Genomic DNA, 18,131 nt, shown 5'->3' on the forward strand with positions numbered 1-18,131 from the left:
TTTCTTACAAATAATTTATCTCTTCTTCCCCTTTATTGTTAACGCTTTCAACACATACATTTGCTTTTGTATTACTATATTTTTCTTTATATAAAGAGATTTTAGAATATTTTCTCAACTTTTCCTTGTCAAACAATGTCAATCTATATTAAAATAACGACAATGTATAAAATATTTAGTCTTTTCAGAAAGATGGAGGGATAGCTATGAAGAATCCACTTCTTCGCATTGAAAACTTACAGACTTCCTTTCGTATACAAGATCAGTATCATGCAGCAGTTGATAATGTATCCTTAACTGTTCATGAAAATGAAATTGTTGCGATTGTAGGTGAGTCTGGGTGCGGAAAAAGTGCACTTGCCCTTTCTATTATGCGCTTGCATAATGAAGCAAATACAAAATTACAAGGGCAGCTTTATTATAAAGACAAAGATTTACTGACTATGTCGACGGCGGAAATGAATAAAGTCCGCGGTTCAAATATCGGGATGATTTTCCAAGAACCTCTTACAGCATTAGATCCTCTTATGACAGTTGGGAAACAAATCGAAGAAAACTTGGATTACCACACGAATCTTTCAAAAACAGAAAAGAAAGAACGTGCATTAGAACTACTTCAACAAGTTGGTATTCCAAAACCAGAACTTACATATAAACAATATCCACATGAATTATCTGGCGGAATGAGACAAAGAATCGTTATCGCTATTGCGATCGCATGTAAACCAGCACTCGTTATTGCGGACGAACCTACGACCGCTCTTGATGTAACCATTCAAGCTCAAATTTTAGATTTACTGAAATCCATTCAAGAACAAACGAAGATGGGCATCATTTTAATTACGCATGATTTAAGTGTTGTTGCAGAAACAGCGGATCGCATTGTTGTTATGTATGCTGGACAAGTTGTAGAAACAGGAACAGTTGAAGAGATTTTTAATAACCCTCTTCATCCATATACACGTTCTTTATTAAATTCAATTCCATCTACATACGATGAAAAAGAAAAATTACATGTGATCCAAGGGGTTGTTCCAACATTAGCGAAGCTTCCTCGCAGCGGTTGTCGCTTCCAAGCTCGAATTCCATGGGTAACGCCTGATCAACATGAAGAAAATCCAGTGCTACATGAAGCAAAACCAGACCACTGGGTACGTTGTACTTGCTACAAGCACTTTAACTTCCAAGATAAGAGAGGAGATGACGTAACTCATGGCACTGCTTAAAGTAACTGATTTAAAAGTACATTTCCCAATTAAGGGGGGCGTTTTCGGACGCACCTTAGACTACGTGCGCGCTGTTGATGGCGTAAGCTTTGAATTACAACCTGGCGAAACGTACGGAATCGTTGGTGAATCAGGTAGCGGAAAATCAACAACCGGTAAAGCGATTATGCATTTAACAAAAGCAACAGGCGGTAGCATTCTCTTTAATAACAAAGACTTAACAAAACTAAGCCGCTCTGAACTGCGTGAACAGCGAAAAGATATTCAAATGATTTTCCAAGATCCGTATTCATCATTAAATCCGAAGAAACGTGTTCTCGATATTATCGCTGAGCCGCTTCGAAATTTTGAAAAGCTCTCACCTGATGAAGAACGAAGAACAGTGCAAGAATATCTTGATAAAGTTAACTTAAATCCAGAGTCTATTTATAAATATCCACACGAATTTTCCGGTGGACAAAGACAGCGGATTGGTATTGCGCGGGCACTTACATTAAAACCAAAGCTTATTATTGCAGATGAACCAGTATCTGCGCTCGACGTTTCTGTGCAAGCACAAGTTTTAAACTTCTTGCAAGATTTACAAGCAGAACTCGGATTAACATATTTATTTATTAGTCACGATCTAGGAGTAGTTCGCCATATGTGCGACCGCATCGGTGTTATGTACCGCGGACGACTTGTTGAAGAAGCAACAAGTACAGAAATTTATAAAAACCCACAGCACATTTATACGAAGCGCTTAATATCAGCAATTCCTGATATTCGTCCTGAAAATCGAGAACAACAAAGTAAATTGCGCCGTCAAGTCAATGCTGAATACGAGCAATCATACGAAAACTATTTTAATGAAAATGGCCGCGCCTATGATTTAAAACCAATCTCGCCAACACACCGGGTGGCATTACCATAAGGGAGTGATAAAACATGTGGAAATTTATACTACGAAGAGTCTTAATTATGATTCCGCAATTATTCATATTAAGTATACTCGTCTTCACGCTTGCCAAAGCAATGCCAGGTGATGCACTAACTGGCGCTGAAATGGCAAATCCAAAATCAGATCCAAAAGTGCTTGAAGAACAACGTGAAAAATTAGGATTAAATGATCCTATTCCAACGCAATATGTCCGCTGGATTACACATGCGGTACAAGGTGACTTCGGCGTTTCCTATACCCATAAATTACAGGTAACCGATTTGATCGGGGAACGTCTTGGAAATACAGTATTGTTGGCTCTCTTTATTCTTATCCTTACTTACTTAATTGCAATTCCACTTGGCGTAATAAGTGGACGCTGGAATGATACTTGGGCCGATCGGCTTGTTACATTCTATAACTTTCTAGGATTCGGTACACCACTCTTTATTTTTGGGTTAATTATGCTTTTCGTATTCGGATTTTTATTCCCAATTTTCCCAACAGGCGGTAGCGTAGATCCGCAAGTTGCAACAGGTTCGTTTGCTTACTATCTCAGTAAGTTTAATCACATGATATTACCAGCTTTATCTGGTGCATTAATTGGTACAGTTGGTACAGTGCAATATTTACGAAGTGAAATTATTGATACGAAACATAAAGATTTTGTACGTACAGTACGAGCAAAGGGTGTCCCAGAATCAAAAGTTTATTCAAGACATATTTTACGAAATTCATTTTTGCCGATTGCTGCTTTTTTAGGATATGAAATTACAGGTTTAGTTGGTGGAGCTATCATTTTAGAAAATATCTTTGGTTATCCAGGTATTGGACAGTTATTTTTCCAATCCATCACTCAACGTGATTTTAGTGTAGTAACCGCACTGGTTCTATTTACTGGATTTGCAACGCTACTTGGAACACTTCTTTCTGATATTATTCTAAGCATCGTTGATCCACGTATTCGTATTGATTAATAGAGGGGAGGAAAAATTATGTTAGCAACTGAAAAACAAACTGAAGTCATTCATTACGAAAAAAGCCCCTCTGGTCTTTCCATTATGTGGCGCGAATTTCGTAAAGATAAATTAGCAATGTTTTCACTGTTCTTTTTAGCAATTATATTACTAGCTGTCTATGCAACATCTTTTATTATGAAGCAAGAGGATATTGTCCGAGTTGATCTCCTTTCTATTTATGCTCCTCCTTCTGCTGAACATTGGCTGGGAACAGATTATGGCGGACGAGATATTTTTGGACAACTTATTATTGGTACACGAAACTCATTTACAATTGGTTTAGCCATTACTATACTCTCTAGTATTATTGGTCTTTCTATGGGGCTAATTGCCGGTTATTTCGGAGGAGTTATTGATAACATCATTATGCGTTTTATTGACTTCATGATGATTTTACCGTTTCTCATGTTGGTAATTGTATTTATTACAATTGTTCCAACTTTTAACATTACCGCATTTATTTTAATTATGACCGCTTTCTTGTGGGTTGGAAAAGCAAGGTTAATTCGCTCAAAAGTATTAACTGAAAAAGAACTCGATTATGTATCGGCTTCTAAAACGTTAGGAACACCCAACTGGAAGATTATCCTATTCCAAATATTGCCTAACTTAAGTTCTATTATTATCGTAAATATTACATTAAATCTTGCTGGAAACATCGGTATTGAATCTAGTTTAACTTACTTAGGCTTCGGTCTACCAGAAAGCACGCCGAGCCTTGGTACACTAGTTAGTTATGCAACGAATCCTGATGTTCTGCAAGAAAAATGGTGGATTTGGTTACCTGCATCAATCATGATTTTAGTATTGATGCTGTGTATAAATTTTATTGGTCAAGCGCTAAAACGCTCGGCTGATGCAAGACAAAGAAAAGGATAAGGGGAGGAACGATTATGAGTAAACCAAAATTCTACAAAGTATTAAGCACACTTGCAATTTCAACGTTACTACTATCTGCGTGTGGGGGCGGAGATAGCAGTAAAAAAACGAGCAGTACACAAAAAGCAGAAACAGATAAATTTAGTACTGTTGTTAAAAATGATAAAAAAGAAGTTCAAGATGGATCACTCACATACGCTCTTGTTTCAAAAACACCATTTGAAGGTATTTTAAGCAGAGTTATGTATTCAGGTAACCCAGATTATGAAGTTATCAAACTCTTTGATGAAGACTTATTATATACAGACAAAAACTGGGAAATTAATAATGAAGGTCCTGCAACTTATACAATTTCAGATGATAAAAAAACAATTACAATTAAGATTAAAGATAACGTGAAATGGCACGATGGTAACCCTGTAACTGCTGAAGATTTAGAATATTCTTACCTAATTATAGGGAATAGTAAATATACCGGTGTTCGTTACGATACACAAATGCAAATGATTGAAGGAATGGAAGACTATCATGCTGGTAAAACAGACAAAATCTCTGGTGTTAAAGTCCTTGATCCAAAAACAATTTCGATCACTTTTAAAGAAGTAAACGCTTCTATGAAAACAGGCCTTTGGACATCTCCTACTCCTAAAAAGTATTTAGGTGATGTACCAATTGAAAAATTAGCAGAGTCCGATAAAGTGCGTAAAAATCCAATTGGTTTCGGTCCATTTAAAGTGAAGAAAGTTGTTCCTGGTGAATCTGTTGAATTTGAACGCTTTGATGATTACTGGGGTGGAAAACCGAAACTTAAAAATTTAACACTAAAAGTTGTGAATCCATCTATCGTAAATGCATCATTGAAAAAAGGTGATATTGACATTGCAAAAGTAGATGCAGATCAATATCCAAACGTAAGTAAATTGAAAAATACACAATTAATTGGTGTAACGGATCTGTATTATAGCTATATCGGATTTAAATTTGGACATATGGACAAAGAGAAAAAAGAAGCTGTAATGGATAATGATAAATTTAAAGATGTTCGCTTACGCCAAGCAATGGCATACGCACTCGATCGTAAAGAACTTGGTGATAAAGTCTTTCATGGACTTCGTTTCCCAGCTAACTCACCAATTCCACCATCTATGCCAAAGTTCCATAACAACAATGTTGGTGCATATGATAAAGATGTAGAGAAAGCGAAAAAATTATTAGATGAAGCTGGCTATAAAGATACAAATGGCGATGGAATTCGTGAGGATCCAAAAGGGCAAGAATTTAAAATTAATTTCTTAGCTATGAATAGTACTGAAACAAGCGAGCCACTTGCAAAATTCTTTATTCAATCTTGGAAAGATATCGGCTTAAAAGTTGAACTTCTTGATGGTCGTTTACACGAATTTAACTCATTCTACGATATGATTAAGAAAGACGATCCAAAAGTTGATATCTTTAGTGCCGCTTTTGGTACAGGTTCTGATCCTGATCTTTCTGGCCTTTGGGCAAAAGACGCTTCCTTCAACTATACACGTTGGGTAAATGACAAAAATACTGAATTACTAAACGAAGGTATTTCTGAAAAATCTATTGATGATAAATACCGTAAAGACGTATACGATAAATGGCAAAAATTAATGCATGATGAAGTACCAATGATCCCACTTCATTATCAATTTGAATTAACAGGCGTAAACAATCGTGTTAAAAACTATGACATTGCTCCTGGTGCAAAATTAACATGGAAAGATGTTACTGTTACAAGCGAAAAACCTGAATTAGAGAAATAAAATAAAACTAGCTCCTGGCACTGAGATATATGCTAGGAGCTAGTTTTTATTTGTACGTATTACTTTCTTGCAGTTTATCATCATCATTTCCCTTCTATTCGTACAATCCATATTCTTAAAACATGTGTTGAACCATCTTAACAGCAATAGCCAGCATGACAGAACCCGTAAAACCTCCTAAACAGATAATACTTACTCCTTGACTATACGATAAATTTTGCAATGCTTTCATTTCTTTCGTCCTCCCATTCGTTCATTTGATATCTTTATTTTATCAATAGAAGAAAGTTCAAAACATCGATTTTGCTAACAACTGTCTTACAATATTGTAAGATTTCTACCTACTAAAAAACAGACAGCATCATTGCTGCCTGCTACTTTACAATCATCACCGGACATTTCACTCGTTTGGCTACTTTATGACTGACACTACCAAGTACCATTTCTTGCAATGCATTTAATCCCCTGCTCCCTACTATAACAAGATCAATGTCTCCTGTATTTACGTATTGAACAAGTGTCTCCCCTGGATCGCCATGTAAAATAGTAATTTTATATGGCACCTCTTCTTGCTGTAATATTGCCTCTATTTCTCTTAATCTATCTTGTCTACTAGCTGCAATTGTTTCTATATCTGTTTCCCCTTGAATAATATCCGTTTTCGCAGTTCCGTTATTTACGACATAGACAACTTCAACGTTTGCTTCTGTATCATATTTCGCAATACGTGCCGCATGTTTCGCTGCACGAAACGCATATCCTGAACCATCGCATGCTAGTATAATCTGCTTGTACATATGCTGAATCCCCTTTCAGTATCATAATCGTATTATAATACAAAAACCCCCTTTCTGGCCTTCCAAAAGGGGATTCATCTTTCACTAGCAGTTTGCTTATTATAAGTAGCTAATTCTGCGAACTATATACATTCATTTTAATTTTTCAACATATAGATCGCTGCTATGCAGAATAAAACATGACATGACATGACCTGCACTTGCTTTCTCCCTTTGTTTTACCCTAGCATGCGGCAGGAAGAGGCCCTGAACGCTGCTATGCATGGCCTGATACTCTCGTCCATCATAGCAGCTTTGTCAATTGCTGCTACAGCTATCCCATACATGTAAATGTTTCACGTGAATCTTTTTCATGTTTATTGCACATAGGACAGCACTAATTACCTTACCAACAATAACATCAAGACCTAAATTATGTGTTATGGGAACAATGACAGCTATTACAATCATAACAAATGTATTACCTTTTGGAACTTTATGAAGGGTTAATACAGAATTCCAATCAAATGTTTCAATAGACACCATAATTATCTCTCTACCTAAAAAGAAAGTTTTTTCAGAATTTTATTGAAACTTTTAGGGATATCCATTAAAATTTATTTTAACGGTTAAATAGATTTTAATGGAAGGGTGTAATATTGAATGAACAATAATGTTGTAAGGCAAGAAATACCGATTTACAAAAACATCTCCTTTTTATTACTATGGCTTGGAAATGCGGTTTCCAGTATCGGCAGCGCCTTTTATTCTATGACTATTATGTGGATTGTATTTATAACAAACAGATCCACACTCGACTCTGCATTTGTTCTCATTGCTATGATGGTTGCACAAATGATTATTTCACCAATAGCTGGTGTTTTTGCAGATCGATATAATCGAAAAGCAATTCTTTTTTTGACCCATATTGCCTCTTGTATTGTTGTACTTTGTATATTAGCCATTTATCTGTCTACCCATCAAATTTCACTCTACATCGCCATACTCTCTACCTTTCTTTTAAATGTTTTAACAACTTTTTTAGGGCCAACTGAAGCATCTGTTTTACCCGAAATCGTTGGAAAAGAAAACTATGCAAAGTATTACGGACAATTTAAGGCCGTCAATCAAACAGCTCATCTTATCGGCCATGGTCTCGCTGGCTTTATGGTTGTTTGGCTCGGTGCTACTTTTTCTATCACGCTTAATGCCTTTACATTTTTATTCGTAGCCATTTGTGTCATGCTAGCAAAGATTCCAGCTCACTCAGGCCAGCATCAGACCATTTCTAAAGAGAGAGTAAATTGGATTCAAGATATAAAAGAAGGTTGGCGCTATATTCACGCATATCCTTATATAAAAGGACTTATTTTTATTGGATTTATCGTAAATATTGGTGCTGGTTTATTAAATCCAATATTCCCTGCTCTCGCTTATAAAATTACAGGTGGCCCAGAAAGTCTTGGAATCATGAGTATGTGCTACACAATTGGAGGTATTATTAGTGGGTTCCTCGCAGGTTACATCGGAAAGAGGTTAAAAAAAGGATTTCTATTAAGCGGAAGCATTTTCTTGTCCGCTTTCGCTATGGTTGGGCTTGCGCTTTCCATGTCTATTTGGACAGTTCTATGTTTTCTATTCATCATCTCCTTTTTTCTTACTCTATTCATGGTGATTGATGAAACGATTACGGTACTTCTTGTAGATCAAAGTTATCGAGGAAGAATTGATGGCTTAGCGGGTACTATCCTTACTTCATCCATGCCGATTACAATGCTCCTTAGCGGATGGCTTGCAGATGCTTATGGAATTACACTACTTATTCTACTAGGAAGTATATTCTTCTTTTTAGGAGCTGGAATTGCCTTTAAAAATCCTCATATTCGAAATGTATCTATAGAAACGAAAGCAACGGAAGTAACTTTTTAATAAATGGATTCTTTTCTCCTTCATCATTACGTAATGACAATAGACGTGTTATTATTTTAATAATCAAACAAATCCTCACGTTGAAGGAGTCATTTTTATGAATATAACCGAACTTGCATTATATAAATTATTATGTGATCCGAAGCGTCAAAGCATTCTACACTACGCAGCAGAACGACCAATTACTGTGAAAGAACTTGCCGAAAAGTTAAATGAAAAACAATCCCGCCTATACTATCATGTCAAAAAGCTAGAAGAAGCTGGCGTATTAGAAGTTGTGGAAACGAAAGCAATCGGTAATTTAACTGAAAAATACTATCAAGCAAAAAATACCGTATATACTTTATCCGATAACCTTCAAAAAGAGCATAGTGACGAAATTATAAGTCATACAAGACATATTATTGAAACTGGTCTAAAAAAAATTCACTTAAATATGAAAGATGATGTGAACGAGGAACCAGCTTTTTTGGGTACTATGTATGAGAACCAAACCGAGGAAGAATGGGCGGAAACATGTGATAACATTACGAAACAATTAAAACCATCACAAGATACAGACACTGTAAATTCAGTTTCTCCTTCTAGTAAAAAAGCGAAATCTAGTAAAACAAATACTTATGCTTATGTCATCATGAGCTATCGCATAGATGACTAATTACCTCTTTATAAAGACAAGGTGCTGCTCCATCCCAGCACCTTTCTCACTTAATGTCCACCATGCCCCTCACCATTCTCCTGGACAATCTCTAATTTCTCATCTAATATCCCTTGCGTTTCAAACGAAATATTTTCTGTATTCCCCAATACGAAACCATGATTATATGGTCCTAACGTTGGATCATCCTTAAACTTCGGCTGTATTGTTGCCAGTAAATCGTACACTGGTTGCGAAACTTTTCCTTTATCTAATAATAGGACGGGTGCATGTTTCCCCATATGCGAAAACGGCGCGCCAGCAATTGCTAAGTCTGGTGTTTCTGTTGAAACAAATGAAACGCCATGTCCTGGTTTTGTGAATCCCCAGCCAAATTTCGTTTTCTCATCTTTGAACTTAGCAAAGGCGATAGAGTTTTCTGTTGGAGTTTCTCCGCTAATACGCGTTACTTTCCCATACTTCTCTAACTGTTTCTCTACCTCTTTTGAAATAATTTTTTCCGGTCCTAAAACATATATATTCGCCTTCCCTTTTCTTGCTTTTAACGCCTCAATTGTCGCTTCTGGCACTTTATCTTTTCCTACATATAAAAGGGGCTCCCACATATGAGCAATCCAGTTCACAGCTGGGGTTGTATATAAACGGCCTTCTTCTTCAGACGAACCAATAATAACGCTATCTGGGTACTTCCCTGTTATATCGGCATACTCTTTATCAACATCTTTCGCAAAAGTCGCTGGATCCGTTTCTTTTATTTGTTTTACCTTATATTCTTTCAATTGGTCTAATGCAGAAGATTCTACATCCCCCATCACCATAATTTGCGTTCCATCTTTTGTTCCGAGCGGATTTAATCGTTTAATTTCTTGTAACGTAGCCTCTGGGATACTTTCTTTATTTATAAATAAAATAGGTCCATTGTTTGGATGATGAATAAGATCCGCACTGGCAATCCCAAGTTGCCACTGGTTAGCTGGCACTAAAATCACTGCTCCCGGTTGATTCTCTTTATGAGTCGCTGGCCAAATTGTCTGTGATGTTAATACTGCCATTTGCACAGGATCATTTGTATTCAGTCTTGTTATATTTTTTAAACTTGTTGTCAACAAGTTACTCGATGCATTCGCATTCATTTCTTTCGGTGCCATCGCTTCATGATTCATTTTCATTTCTTTCTGATGCTCATTCTTCTGCTCTTTTGCACCTTCCGTTTTCTTTTGTTCCGTACTTGTTTGCCCGCACGCTGCAAGTCCAATCGTTGCAATTATTGTCATACTCAAAACTCGAGCTATTTTTTTCACTATATCCCCTCCATATCCATCATTTTTAAGCCTATATCCTTTACCTAAAATGTAAATTTCAATTATACGATAACAAGCAATTTTGAAGAAATTATGCAGACGCATCATAATTTGCACCATTTCTTCACGATTTTGCGTTACACTATATATATAAAGTTGAATATAAAATTAGTGGGGAGTTCTTCACCCCACACTGATTATTAGCCCTGACCAATTGGGCTTTTACTGCCAGTTCATGCAGATAACGAATACAAATATGGAGGATACTTCTATGATTGATATACTACTCGTAGATGATGAACCAAGAATGCTAGAATTATTAACCCTATATCTTACTCCTAGAGGATATAACTGCATCTCTGTAACTTCAGGGCAAGAGGCTATTTCCTATATAGAAAACCAAAGTTTTAAGTTCATTCTTCTCGATATTATGATGCCGAAAATGGATGGATGGGAAACTTGCAAAAAAATCCGTTCCTTTAGCAATATCCCTATTATTATGGTGACCGCTCGAGACCAAACGATAGATGTTGTTCAAGGATTAAAAATCGGAGCTGATGATTACATAACGAAGCCTTTTCATGAAGATGAGCTATTCGCACGAATTGAAGCTGTCCTGCGCCGCACGAATGAGCATGAGCAAATACAATATAGAGGGATTTTATGGGACGAGGCAAAACACTTTATTTCTGTTTATGAACAAGAGATTTTGCTTACACCAATTGAATTTTCTTTACTTGGATTATTTTTGCGCCATGTAAATTATGTACTCAGCCGTGATCAACTCATTGAACGAATTTGGGGGCTGAACACAAATACAGAAGATCGTACCGTAGATTCTCATATTCGTAATTTACGTGATAAATTACGAAAGGCCGATTTTCCAATTGATGCACATTTAAAAACAGTGTATGGGGTTGGCTATCGATGGATTGATACTGAAAACAAAGGAGTAGTGCAATGAAACGAATCTCTATTCAACTTGGATTTTATTTTTTAATTGTTACCCTTTTAATTGAAAGCGTCCTATTTTTATCACTTTACTACAGCCTTGTCAATACAAGAGTAAATGAAGAGATGACAGCATTATTAAAGCGTGGAAACAGCCACCGAGATGTACTTGAGAAGTATTTTGATTCGCAAACAATCTCTCATGTCGCATTAATGGAGTCAGAAGCTGAAACAACGGTCGTCATTACAAATGCTGATAAAAAGGTATTGGCTAAGTCGAATCAGATCGATTCTACTATCAAGAAACATATTACAGAAATGACAACAAGTACGAATCGTAACGGAACCATCATAGAAAATCATTGGAAAACCGCTAATTATATATGTACAGTTAGCCCTATTGTAATTGAAGGAAAGACAGAAGGTTATGTGTACATGTTCAATCGAACAAGTTCGATTAAACAAATGATTGATGGACTAACAAAGCAGTTTATCATTGCCGGTATCGTTACTTTTATATTAACAGCTATTACAATGTTCCTACTATCACGCTTATTAACAAAACCGCTCCTTCGTATGAAGCATGCTACTGAAAAAATGAGTCGCGGTGATTTATCTGTCTCTTTAACTACTACTCGAAACGATGAAATTGGCGAACTTGCAGCGTCTATTCAAACACTTGCAAGTGATCTACATTATATGAAAAAAGAACGAAGTGAATTTTTAGCAAGCATCGCTCATGAACTAAGAACACCTTTGACTTATGTAAGAGGATATGCAGATATCGTGTTAAAAGAAGAGACATCGCCTAGGCTGCGCCAAAGATATTTAACGATTATCAAAGACGAATCTGATTATATTACTAATTTAGTACAAGACTTATTCTTGCTTGCTCAACTGGAAAAGCACAATTTTTCGATTCAAGTAAAGGAAGTACATTTACAAACCTTTCTTACTCGCATTGTTACAAAATTAAATATTATGTCTGAAGAAAAACATATCAACGTTGCTTTAATATGCCCTTCTTCACTCTCTATACCTCTTGATGAGCAACGCTTTGAACAAGTTATCGTTAATATTTTAACCAATGCGTATAGACATTCAGCTGAACATTCTGAGATTACAATCTCTGTCACAGACCATCAAACACATATTGAAATTTCCATTCAAGATACAGGTGAAGGCATTCCAGAAGAAAATATTCCTCACATTTTTGAACGCTTTTATCGCGTTGATAAAGCAAGATCTCGTGCTACTGGTGGCACTGGATTAGGACTTACCATTGTCAAAGAAATCGTAGAACTACATGATGGAAATATTACTGTTGAAAGCAAAATAGATGAAGGGACTTGTTTTACTATTACTTTACCGTTAAAAAAAGAGAGTGAATCTATATGATTCTACTCTCTTTTTTCTCTTACTCATTTTCAATTAACTCAATTGTTTCCGTAATCTTTATACTCTCTTTCACGGATTGAGCGATCGTACAATTCTTCACTGCAAGTTCTAATGCCTTCTCTAACTGTGCTTGTGTAATTCCTTTTGCTTTTATTTTATAGTGCAAATGCATACTTTCCACCGGTCTTGGTAAAACTTCACTTCTTCCAATTTCAGTTTCAATTGTAAATACATCATATGGAATACGCTTTTTTTCTAAAATCGTTCGAAAAACAATCGCACTACATCCCGCAATGGAGGAAACGAATAATTCTAACGGTGTATACCCGCTTTCTTTGCCAATTTGTAATTGTCCATGTGAAAGTTCTGTACTTATATCATCATGCTTGACTGTTAGTTTCATATGTTGTTCCCATCTCCACTTTCGTAATTTTCTGCCGCTTCTTATTTATATAATAATACACATAGCAGAAAATAATAAATGGAATACCACAATATAACGCCATACGCTGTTCTGGGATAAACGCTAAGCTAATGACAACAATGCTATTTGTAATTAACGCTAAAATAGGGACAATCGGGTATAATGGTGTTTTATATTTTAAGTCTTCTACCTTTCCGCCACCCTTTACGTACTGACTTCTAAAGCGAAGTTGTGACAATGCAATGATAATCCAACTTGCAACTGCTGATAATCCAGCAATAGATAGTAAATACATATATACCGTATCTTCTGCAAAAATACTTGTTAATAGAGATAATGCCGCTACCGCAATTGTAACCACTAACGCTGTAATTGGAATACCACGCTTATTTACCCTTTTGAAAGAAAGTGGTGCCATTCCTTCATTTGCAAGTGACCATAGTATACGTGTTGCCGCATATAACCCTGAATTTGCTACAGATAATAAAGCAGTGATAATAACAAAGTTCATAATATCTGCTGCATATGGAATACCGATTTTATCAAATACAACAACGAATGGACTTTCAATAACTCCCGCATCTTTCCATGAAATTAATCCTACTAAAATCGTCATTGTTAAAATAAAGAATAACATAATGCGCCATACTGTATTGCGAATTGCCCGCGGGATTGTTTTTTCTGGTTCTTGACTCTCCCCTGCTGCAATTCCGATTAACTCTGTTCCTTGGAATGAAAAGTTAACTGTAATCATTGTAAGAATTACAGCACCCACTCCATTCGGGAACAATCCGCCATCGCTCACAAAGTTAGAAAAAAGAGGGGCTGCTTCTTTTCCGTCATATGGTAAGAAGCCCAATAACGCACTACCTCCAAGAACAACAAATGCAATAATTGTAATGACTTTAATACTTGAGAACCAAAACTCTAATTCAGCATAACTCTTTGCTGAGATAGCATTTGACATATATAAAATAACCCCAAATACGAGGCACCATACCCAAACATCTACAGATGGAAACCATCTTTTCATCATTAAACCGATTGATGTTAACTCTAAACCAACTGTAACTGCCCATCCAAGCCAGTACAGCCATCCAATCATAAATCCTGTTCCCGGACCGATAAACTTCGTTGCGTATTTTTGGAAAGAACCAGAAACCGGCATCGCTACCGTCAGCTCACCAAGGCAAAGCATTGTTAAATACATAATAAATCCACCAACTAAATAAGAAAGAATCGCTCCCCCTGGTCCTGCTTGGTGAATGGTATAGCCTGATCCAAGAAAAAAACCTGTTCCGATTACACCTCCAAGTGCAATCATAAATAAATGTCTACTCTTCATCGTTCGATGTAATTTCTCGTTCGTTGTTTGCTGCATCGTAATCCTCCCCTACAAATACCCTCTATCTCTTTTTAAAATTTTCTGATAACAAAAATATACACGAAAGCGGTTACAATTTCTATATAAAATTAAAACTTTTCTGATAAAACAATATATTTTTTCATTATCCAGAGATAACTATCCTAGTTTCAGGTAAATAAGGGGTTATTAGGTAAAATATTCTTACACCATCATTGCATGTAAGAATTAACGAATTTCTAATCTTCTAGATACAAGTGATAATCCATAATTCACAATGAAATACATACAAGCAGCCAACATAAATGTAGGAATCATATAATTCACATTCTGGCCATTAATAATTTGGGCATTATGCATAAGCTCTGGCAATGAAATCACAACCGCTAGTGACGTGTCCTTCAATAACGAAATAAATTGACTAACAAGCGGTGGTACCATGCGTCTCAATGCTTGTGGCAAAATAATGTGCCAAAGCGTTTGCACATATGATAAACCTGAAGCACGCCCTGCTTCAATTTGTCCCTTTTCAATTGATAATAAACCGCTGCGAACAATTTCTGAAATCATCGCTGCTTCAAATATCGTTAAAGCGACTATAGCCGCCGTTTTAATCTCTAGTTTCAGCCCCGCCTCCGGGAGTGCAAAATACGTAAAGAAAATAATTAAAAGCAGCGGTAAATTACGAATGATTTCAACAATAACAGCTAATAATTGCGATACAACAGGTATTTTTGTATAACGCAAGGTTCCAACTATACTACCAATAATAAAACTAAGTAAAATAGCTATAACAGCTATTTCTAACGTCACAAATAACCCTTTTAATAAAAATAGAAAATGATCCCCTGTATAAGCACCTCGAAAATCCATCTACACCGCTCCCTTCGCCAAGCGTTTCTCAAAATAACGCACAAGCATACTAAGCGGTACAGTTAAAAGTAAATAAAACATACCGACAAATATATATACATCAAATGTAACGAATGTTCTCGTTGAAATTAAATCTCCTTGATACATTAAATCCGCTCCGGCAATAATTCCAAGGATAGAGGAGTTTTTCACTAAATTAAGAAATTGATTTCCTAACGGTGGAATTACAATTTTAATAGCCTGTGGTAACACGATATAATACATTGCTTGTACATACGTTAAACCAGAAGAACGTGCCGCTTCCATCTGCCCTTTTGCAACTGACATAATTCCAGCCCGAATTGCTTCTGCAATAAAAGCAGCCGTGTATATCGTCAGTGCAGCCGTTCCCGCAACGAATCCATTTAATGTGACACCTATTACTGGAAACGCAAAATAAAACGCAAACGCAATTAAAACGATCGGGATATTTCGAACAAACTCTACGTAGGCTGTACCAATCCAATTCAGAACTCGAATAGGCGCAATTCGCATCACCGCCATCATAACGCCAAGAATAAAACTTCCAATTAACGCTACAACACTAGACATCACTGTATATTTAAATCCTTCTAAATATAGATCCATATTATTTGTCAAAATAGAAAAATCAAGCAAACGCTCCCCCCTCTTTCTTTACAAGAAGAGGATGAGTATCTCTCATCCTCTCACTCTTCCTATCATCTATATAAATCCACTTTTATTTTTCAACATATAAGTCAGTACTATGAAGAACAAAAGGTGACCTGCACTCGTTTTCTCGCTTTGTTTTAACTTGGCATGGGGCAGGAAGATGATCTGACCGCTTCTATACATGATTGGATGCTCTCTCATCTAAAAAGAAAGGTTTTATGTCGTTTTTTCAATTTGTATTTATCTATTTCTCTGGCTTTTCACCAATCCATTTCTCATATAACTTGTCATACTCTCCATTTGCTTTCATTTCTTTTATTAAATCATTTATCTCTTTCGTTAAATCTGTTGCACCTTTTTGAGCAGCAATTCCATACGGTTCATCCGTAAAGATTTTCCCAACGACTTGGTAATTTGCATCTTGTTTTGCCATTCCATATAAAATCGCATTATCTGTTGTAAGTACATCTCCCTGACCTGCTTTTAATGCTGTAAATGCCTCACTATAATTTTCAAATTCTAGTACCGTTGCTTCCGGTGACTTTTGACGAATATTATTTGTAGATGTAGATCCTTTTACTGCTAATACTTTTACACCCTTTTTCACATCATCAATACTTTTAATATTACTTCCCTTTTTCACAAGTAAAGATTGGCCAGCTTTAAAATATACATCTGAAAAATCAACCTCTTTTTTACGTTCTTCCGTAATTGTCATTGTGGCAATAATCGTATCAATATCCCCATTTTTCAGCATTGGAATACGCGTTTTAGAAGTCACTTCTTTTAATTCTAATTTGTTCTCATCTCCAAGAATTTTTTTCGCAAGCGCCTTTGCTATATCAATATCAAATCCCTCTACCTTTCCGGTTGAAGGATTTTTTAATCCAAACAAATTCGTATCATTTTTCACACCAACTACTAATTTTCCACGTTTCTTAATCTGTTCCACAACTCCGCCTTGTTTTGTATTTGTTTCTTTTGCCTCTTCTTTTTTATTTCCACATCCTGCAACAATAAGCGTGAATAAACAAGCAAAGACAATAAGGGTGAACATTTTTTTCATTTTAATCATCGTGTTCCTCCTCTAATGATTTAGCACTCGTCTTAAAAATAACCGTGCCCTTTCCTGCTCTGGGTTAACAAAAAAAGCTGTTGGCATCGTATCCTCGATAATCTGTCCCTCATCCATAAACAAAATTCGATCTGCTACTTCACGTGCGAATCCCATCTCATGCGTTACAACAACCATTGTCATTCCTTCTTTAGCTAACGCTTTCATAACATCAAGTACTTCACCAATCATTTCGGGATCAAGAGCAGATGTTGGCTCATCAAATAACATAATTTCCGGCTGCATCGCTAATCCCCTAGCAATCGCTACCCTTTGTTGCTGTCCACCAGATAATTGATGTGGATATGCACCTGCTTTTTCTGGAATCCCTACCTTTTCCAAATAAAACATAGCCGTTTTCTCAGCCTCTTCTTTTGAAATCTTATTCACCTTAATCGGTGCTAATGTAATATTTTGAAGTACTGTTTTATGTGGATATAAATAAAAATGCTGAAAAACCATCCCTATATTTCTCCGCAATTGATTCATATCCGTTTTGGTATGATGCACTTCCACACCTTGTACGATTAATTCTCCATCTGTAATTGTTTCAAGTTGGTTTATACAGCGCAGCAATGTACTCTTTCCTGATCCTGAAGGACCTACAATAACAACGACCTCACCCTTTTGGACTTGGAGATTAATACTTTTTAAAACTTGGAAGTTACCATAATATTTATTTACATCACGAAACGCAATCAACATACTCCCCCCTTCCCCCTACAAAGCATGTACATTCTTTTTATATTCAAAAACGCCCTAAAAAATAACCATATAAATCCATTTTGATTTTTCGACATCTACATCCCTGTTATGCAGAATGAAAAGTAACCTACACTCGT

18 protein-coding genes and 1 pseudogene are annotated in these 18,131 nt (G+C 36.2%); 9 read left to right on the forward strand and 10 right to left on the reverse strand.

Going from position 1 to position 18,131, the window contains the following annotated elements:
- Positions 1-206 precede the first annotated feature (206 nt).
- The 5 genes from V7183_RS00745 to opp4A are packed head-to-tail and all read left to right on the forward strand — an operon-like array spanning position 207 to position 5,830.
- Complete coding sequence (locus V7183_RS00745; RefSeq protein ID WP_335358408.1) at positions 207-1,226, forward strand: ABC transporter ATP-binding protein; 1,020 nt, start codon at positions 207-209, stop codon at positions 1,224-1,226.
- Positions 1,213-2,139 carry an ABC transporter ATP-binding protein gene (locus V7183_RS00750; protein ID WP_335358409.1) on the forward strand — a complete coding sequence of 309 codons (927 nt, stop codon included), beginning with the start codon at positions 1,213-1,215 and terminating at the stop codon, positions 2,137-2,139. Before V7183_RS00745 ends, V7183_RS00750 begins: the two co-directional genes overlap by 14 nt.
- A gap of 14 nt (positions 2,140-2,153) precedes the next feature.
- Complete coding sequence (opp4B, locus tag V7183_RS00755; protein WP_335358410.1) at positions 2,154-3,122, forward strand: oligopeptide ABC transporter permease; 969 nt, start codon at positions 2,154-2,156, stop codon at positions 3,120-3,122.
- Positions 3,123-3,140: 18 nt separating this feature from the next.
- The gene (locus V7183_RS00760) at positions 3,141-4,043 is read left to right on the forward strand and encodes an ABC transporter permease (protein WP_335358411.1); all 903 of its coding nucleotides are present in this window, start codon (positions 3,141-3,143) and stop codon (positions 4,041-4,043) included.
- Between the two features lie 14 nt (positions 4,044-4,057).
- On the forward strand, positions 4,058-5,830 hold the full coding sequence (gene opp4A, locus V7183_RS00765) for an oligopeptide ABC transporter substrate-binding protein (protein ID WP_335358412.1): 1,773 nt from the start codon (positions 4,058-4,060) through the stop codon (positions 5,828-5,830).
- 115 nt (positions 5,831-5,945) lie between these two features.
- Here the strand turns inward: opp4A and V7183_RS00770 are convergent, their stop codons facing one another.
- The 3 genes and pseudogenes from V7183_RS00770 to V7183_RS00780 all read right to left on the reverse strand — a co-directional run.
- Positions 5,946-6,062, reverse strand: a complete 117-nt coding sequence (locus V7183_RS00770) for a DUF4027 family protein (protein ID WP_335358413.1) — start codon at positions 6,060-6,062, stop codon at positions 5,946-5,948.
- A gap of 142 nt (positions 6,063-6,204) precedes the next feature.
- The gene (locus V7183_RS00775; RefSeq protein WP_335358414.1) at positions 6,205-6,627 is read right to left on the reverse strand and encodes a universal stress protein; all 423 of its coding nucleotides are present in this window, start codon (positions 6,625-6,627) and stop codon (positions 6,205-6,207) included.
- Between the two features lie 321 nt (positions 6,628-6,948).
- Positions 6,949-7,158, reverse strand: a pseudogene (locus V7183_RS00780) (sodium-independent anion transporter); the annotation flags it as partial.
- Positions 7,159-7,269: 111 nt separating this feature from the next.
- Between V7183_RS00780 and V7183_RS00785 the strand changes: the two are divergent.
- Entirely contained in the window at positions 7,270-8,535 is a 1,266-nt protein-coding gene (locus V7183_RS00785) for an MFS transporter (protein ID WP_335358415.1), read from the forward strand.
- Positions 8,536-8,632: 97 nt separating this feature from the next.
- Complete coding sequence (locus tag V7183_RS00790) at positions 8,633-9,193, forward strand: ArsR/SmtB family transcription factor (RefSeq protein ID WP_335358416.1); 561 nt, start codon at positions 8,633-8,635, stop codon at positions 9,191-9,193.
- A 50-nt stretch (positions 9,194-9,243) separates the two neighbouring features.
- Here the strand turns inward: V7183_RS00790 and V7183_RS00795 are convergent, their stop codons facing one another.
- Positions 9,244-10,467: a cell wall-binding repeat-containing protein gene (locus V7183_RS00795; protein WP_438825146.1), complete on the reverse strand. Its 1,224-nt coding sequence runs from the start codon at positions 10,465-10,467 to the stop codon at positions 9,244-9,246.
- 298 nt (positions 10,468-10,765) lie between these two features.
- On the opposite strand from V7183_RS00795, the gene V7183_RS00800 reads away from it, so the two are divergent.
- Positions 10,766-11,458, forward strand: coding sequence for a response regulator transcription factor (locus tag V7183_RS00800; protein ID WP_335358418.1), 693 nt, complete (start codon positions 10,766-10,768; stop codon positions 11,456-11,458).
- Positions 11,455-12,843, forward strand: coding sequence for a sensor histidine kinase (locus V7183_RS00805; protein WP_335358419.1), 1,389 nt, complete (start codon positions 11,455-11,457; stop codon positions 12,841-12,843). Before V7183_RS00800 ends, V7183_RS00805 begins: the two co-directional genes overlap by 4 nt.
- Positions 12,844-12,862: 19 nt before the next feature.
- On the opposite strand, the gene V7183_RS00810 is transcribed toward V7183_RS00805, so the two are convergent.
- The 6 genes from V7183_RS00810 to V7183_RS00835 form a co-directional block, all read right to left on the reverse strand.
- Positions 12,863-13,246, reverse strand: coding sequence for an OsmC family protein (locus tag V7183_RS00810; RefSeq protein ID WP_335358420.1), 384 nt, complete (start codon positions 13,244-13,246; stop codon positions 12,863-12,865).
- Positions 13,224-14,648, reverse strand: a complete 1,425-nt coding sequence (locus V7183_RS00815; protein ID WP_335358421.1) for an amino acid permease — start codon at positions 14,646-14,648, stop codon at positions 13,224-13,226. Before V7183_RS00815 ends, V7183_RS00810 begins: the two co-directional genes overlap by 23 nt.
- Positions 14,649-14,858: 210 nt before the next feature.
- Positions 14,859-15,503: an amino acid ABC transporter permease gene (locus tag V7183_RS00820; RefSeq protein ID WP_097896528.1), complete on the reverse strand. Its 645-nt coding sequence runs from the start codon at positions 15,501-15,503 to the stop codon at positions 14,859-14,861.
- Positions 15,504-16,160, reverse strand: coding sequence for an amino acid ABC transporter permease (locus tag V7183_RS00825; RefSeq protein ID WP_097896530.1), 657 nt, complete (start codon positions 16,158-16,160; stop codon positions 15,504-15,506).
- A 259-nt stretch (positions 16,161-16,419) separates the two neighbouring features.
- Entirely contained in the window at positions 16,420-17,250 is an 831-nt protein-coding gene (locus V7183_RS00830; RefSeq protein ID WP_335358422.1) for a glutamate ABC transporter substrate-binding protein, read from the reverse strand.
- Between the two features lie 12 nt (positions 17,251-17,262).
- The gene (locus V7183_RS00835; protein WP_438825145.1) at positions 17,263-17,991 is read right to left on the reverse strand and encodes an amino acid ABC transporter ATP-binding protein; all 729 of its coding nucleotides are present in this window, start codon (positions 17,989-17,991) and stop codon (positions 17,263-17,265) included.
- Positions 17,992-18,131: the final 140 nt, after the last annotated feature.

Origin of the sequence: Bacillus sp. JJ1127, from assembly GCF_036965845.1 — a bacterium.
Lineage (GTDB): Bacteria > Bacillota > Bacilli > Bacillales > Bacillaceae_G > Bacillus_A.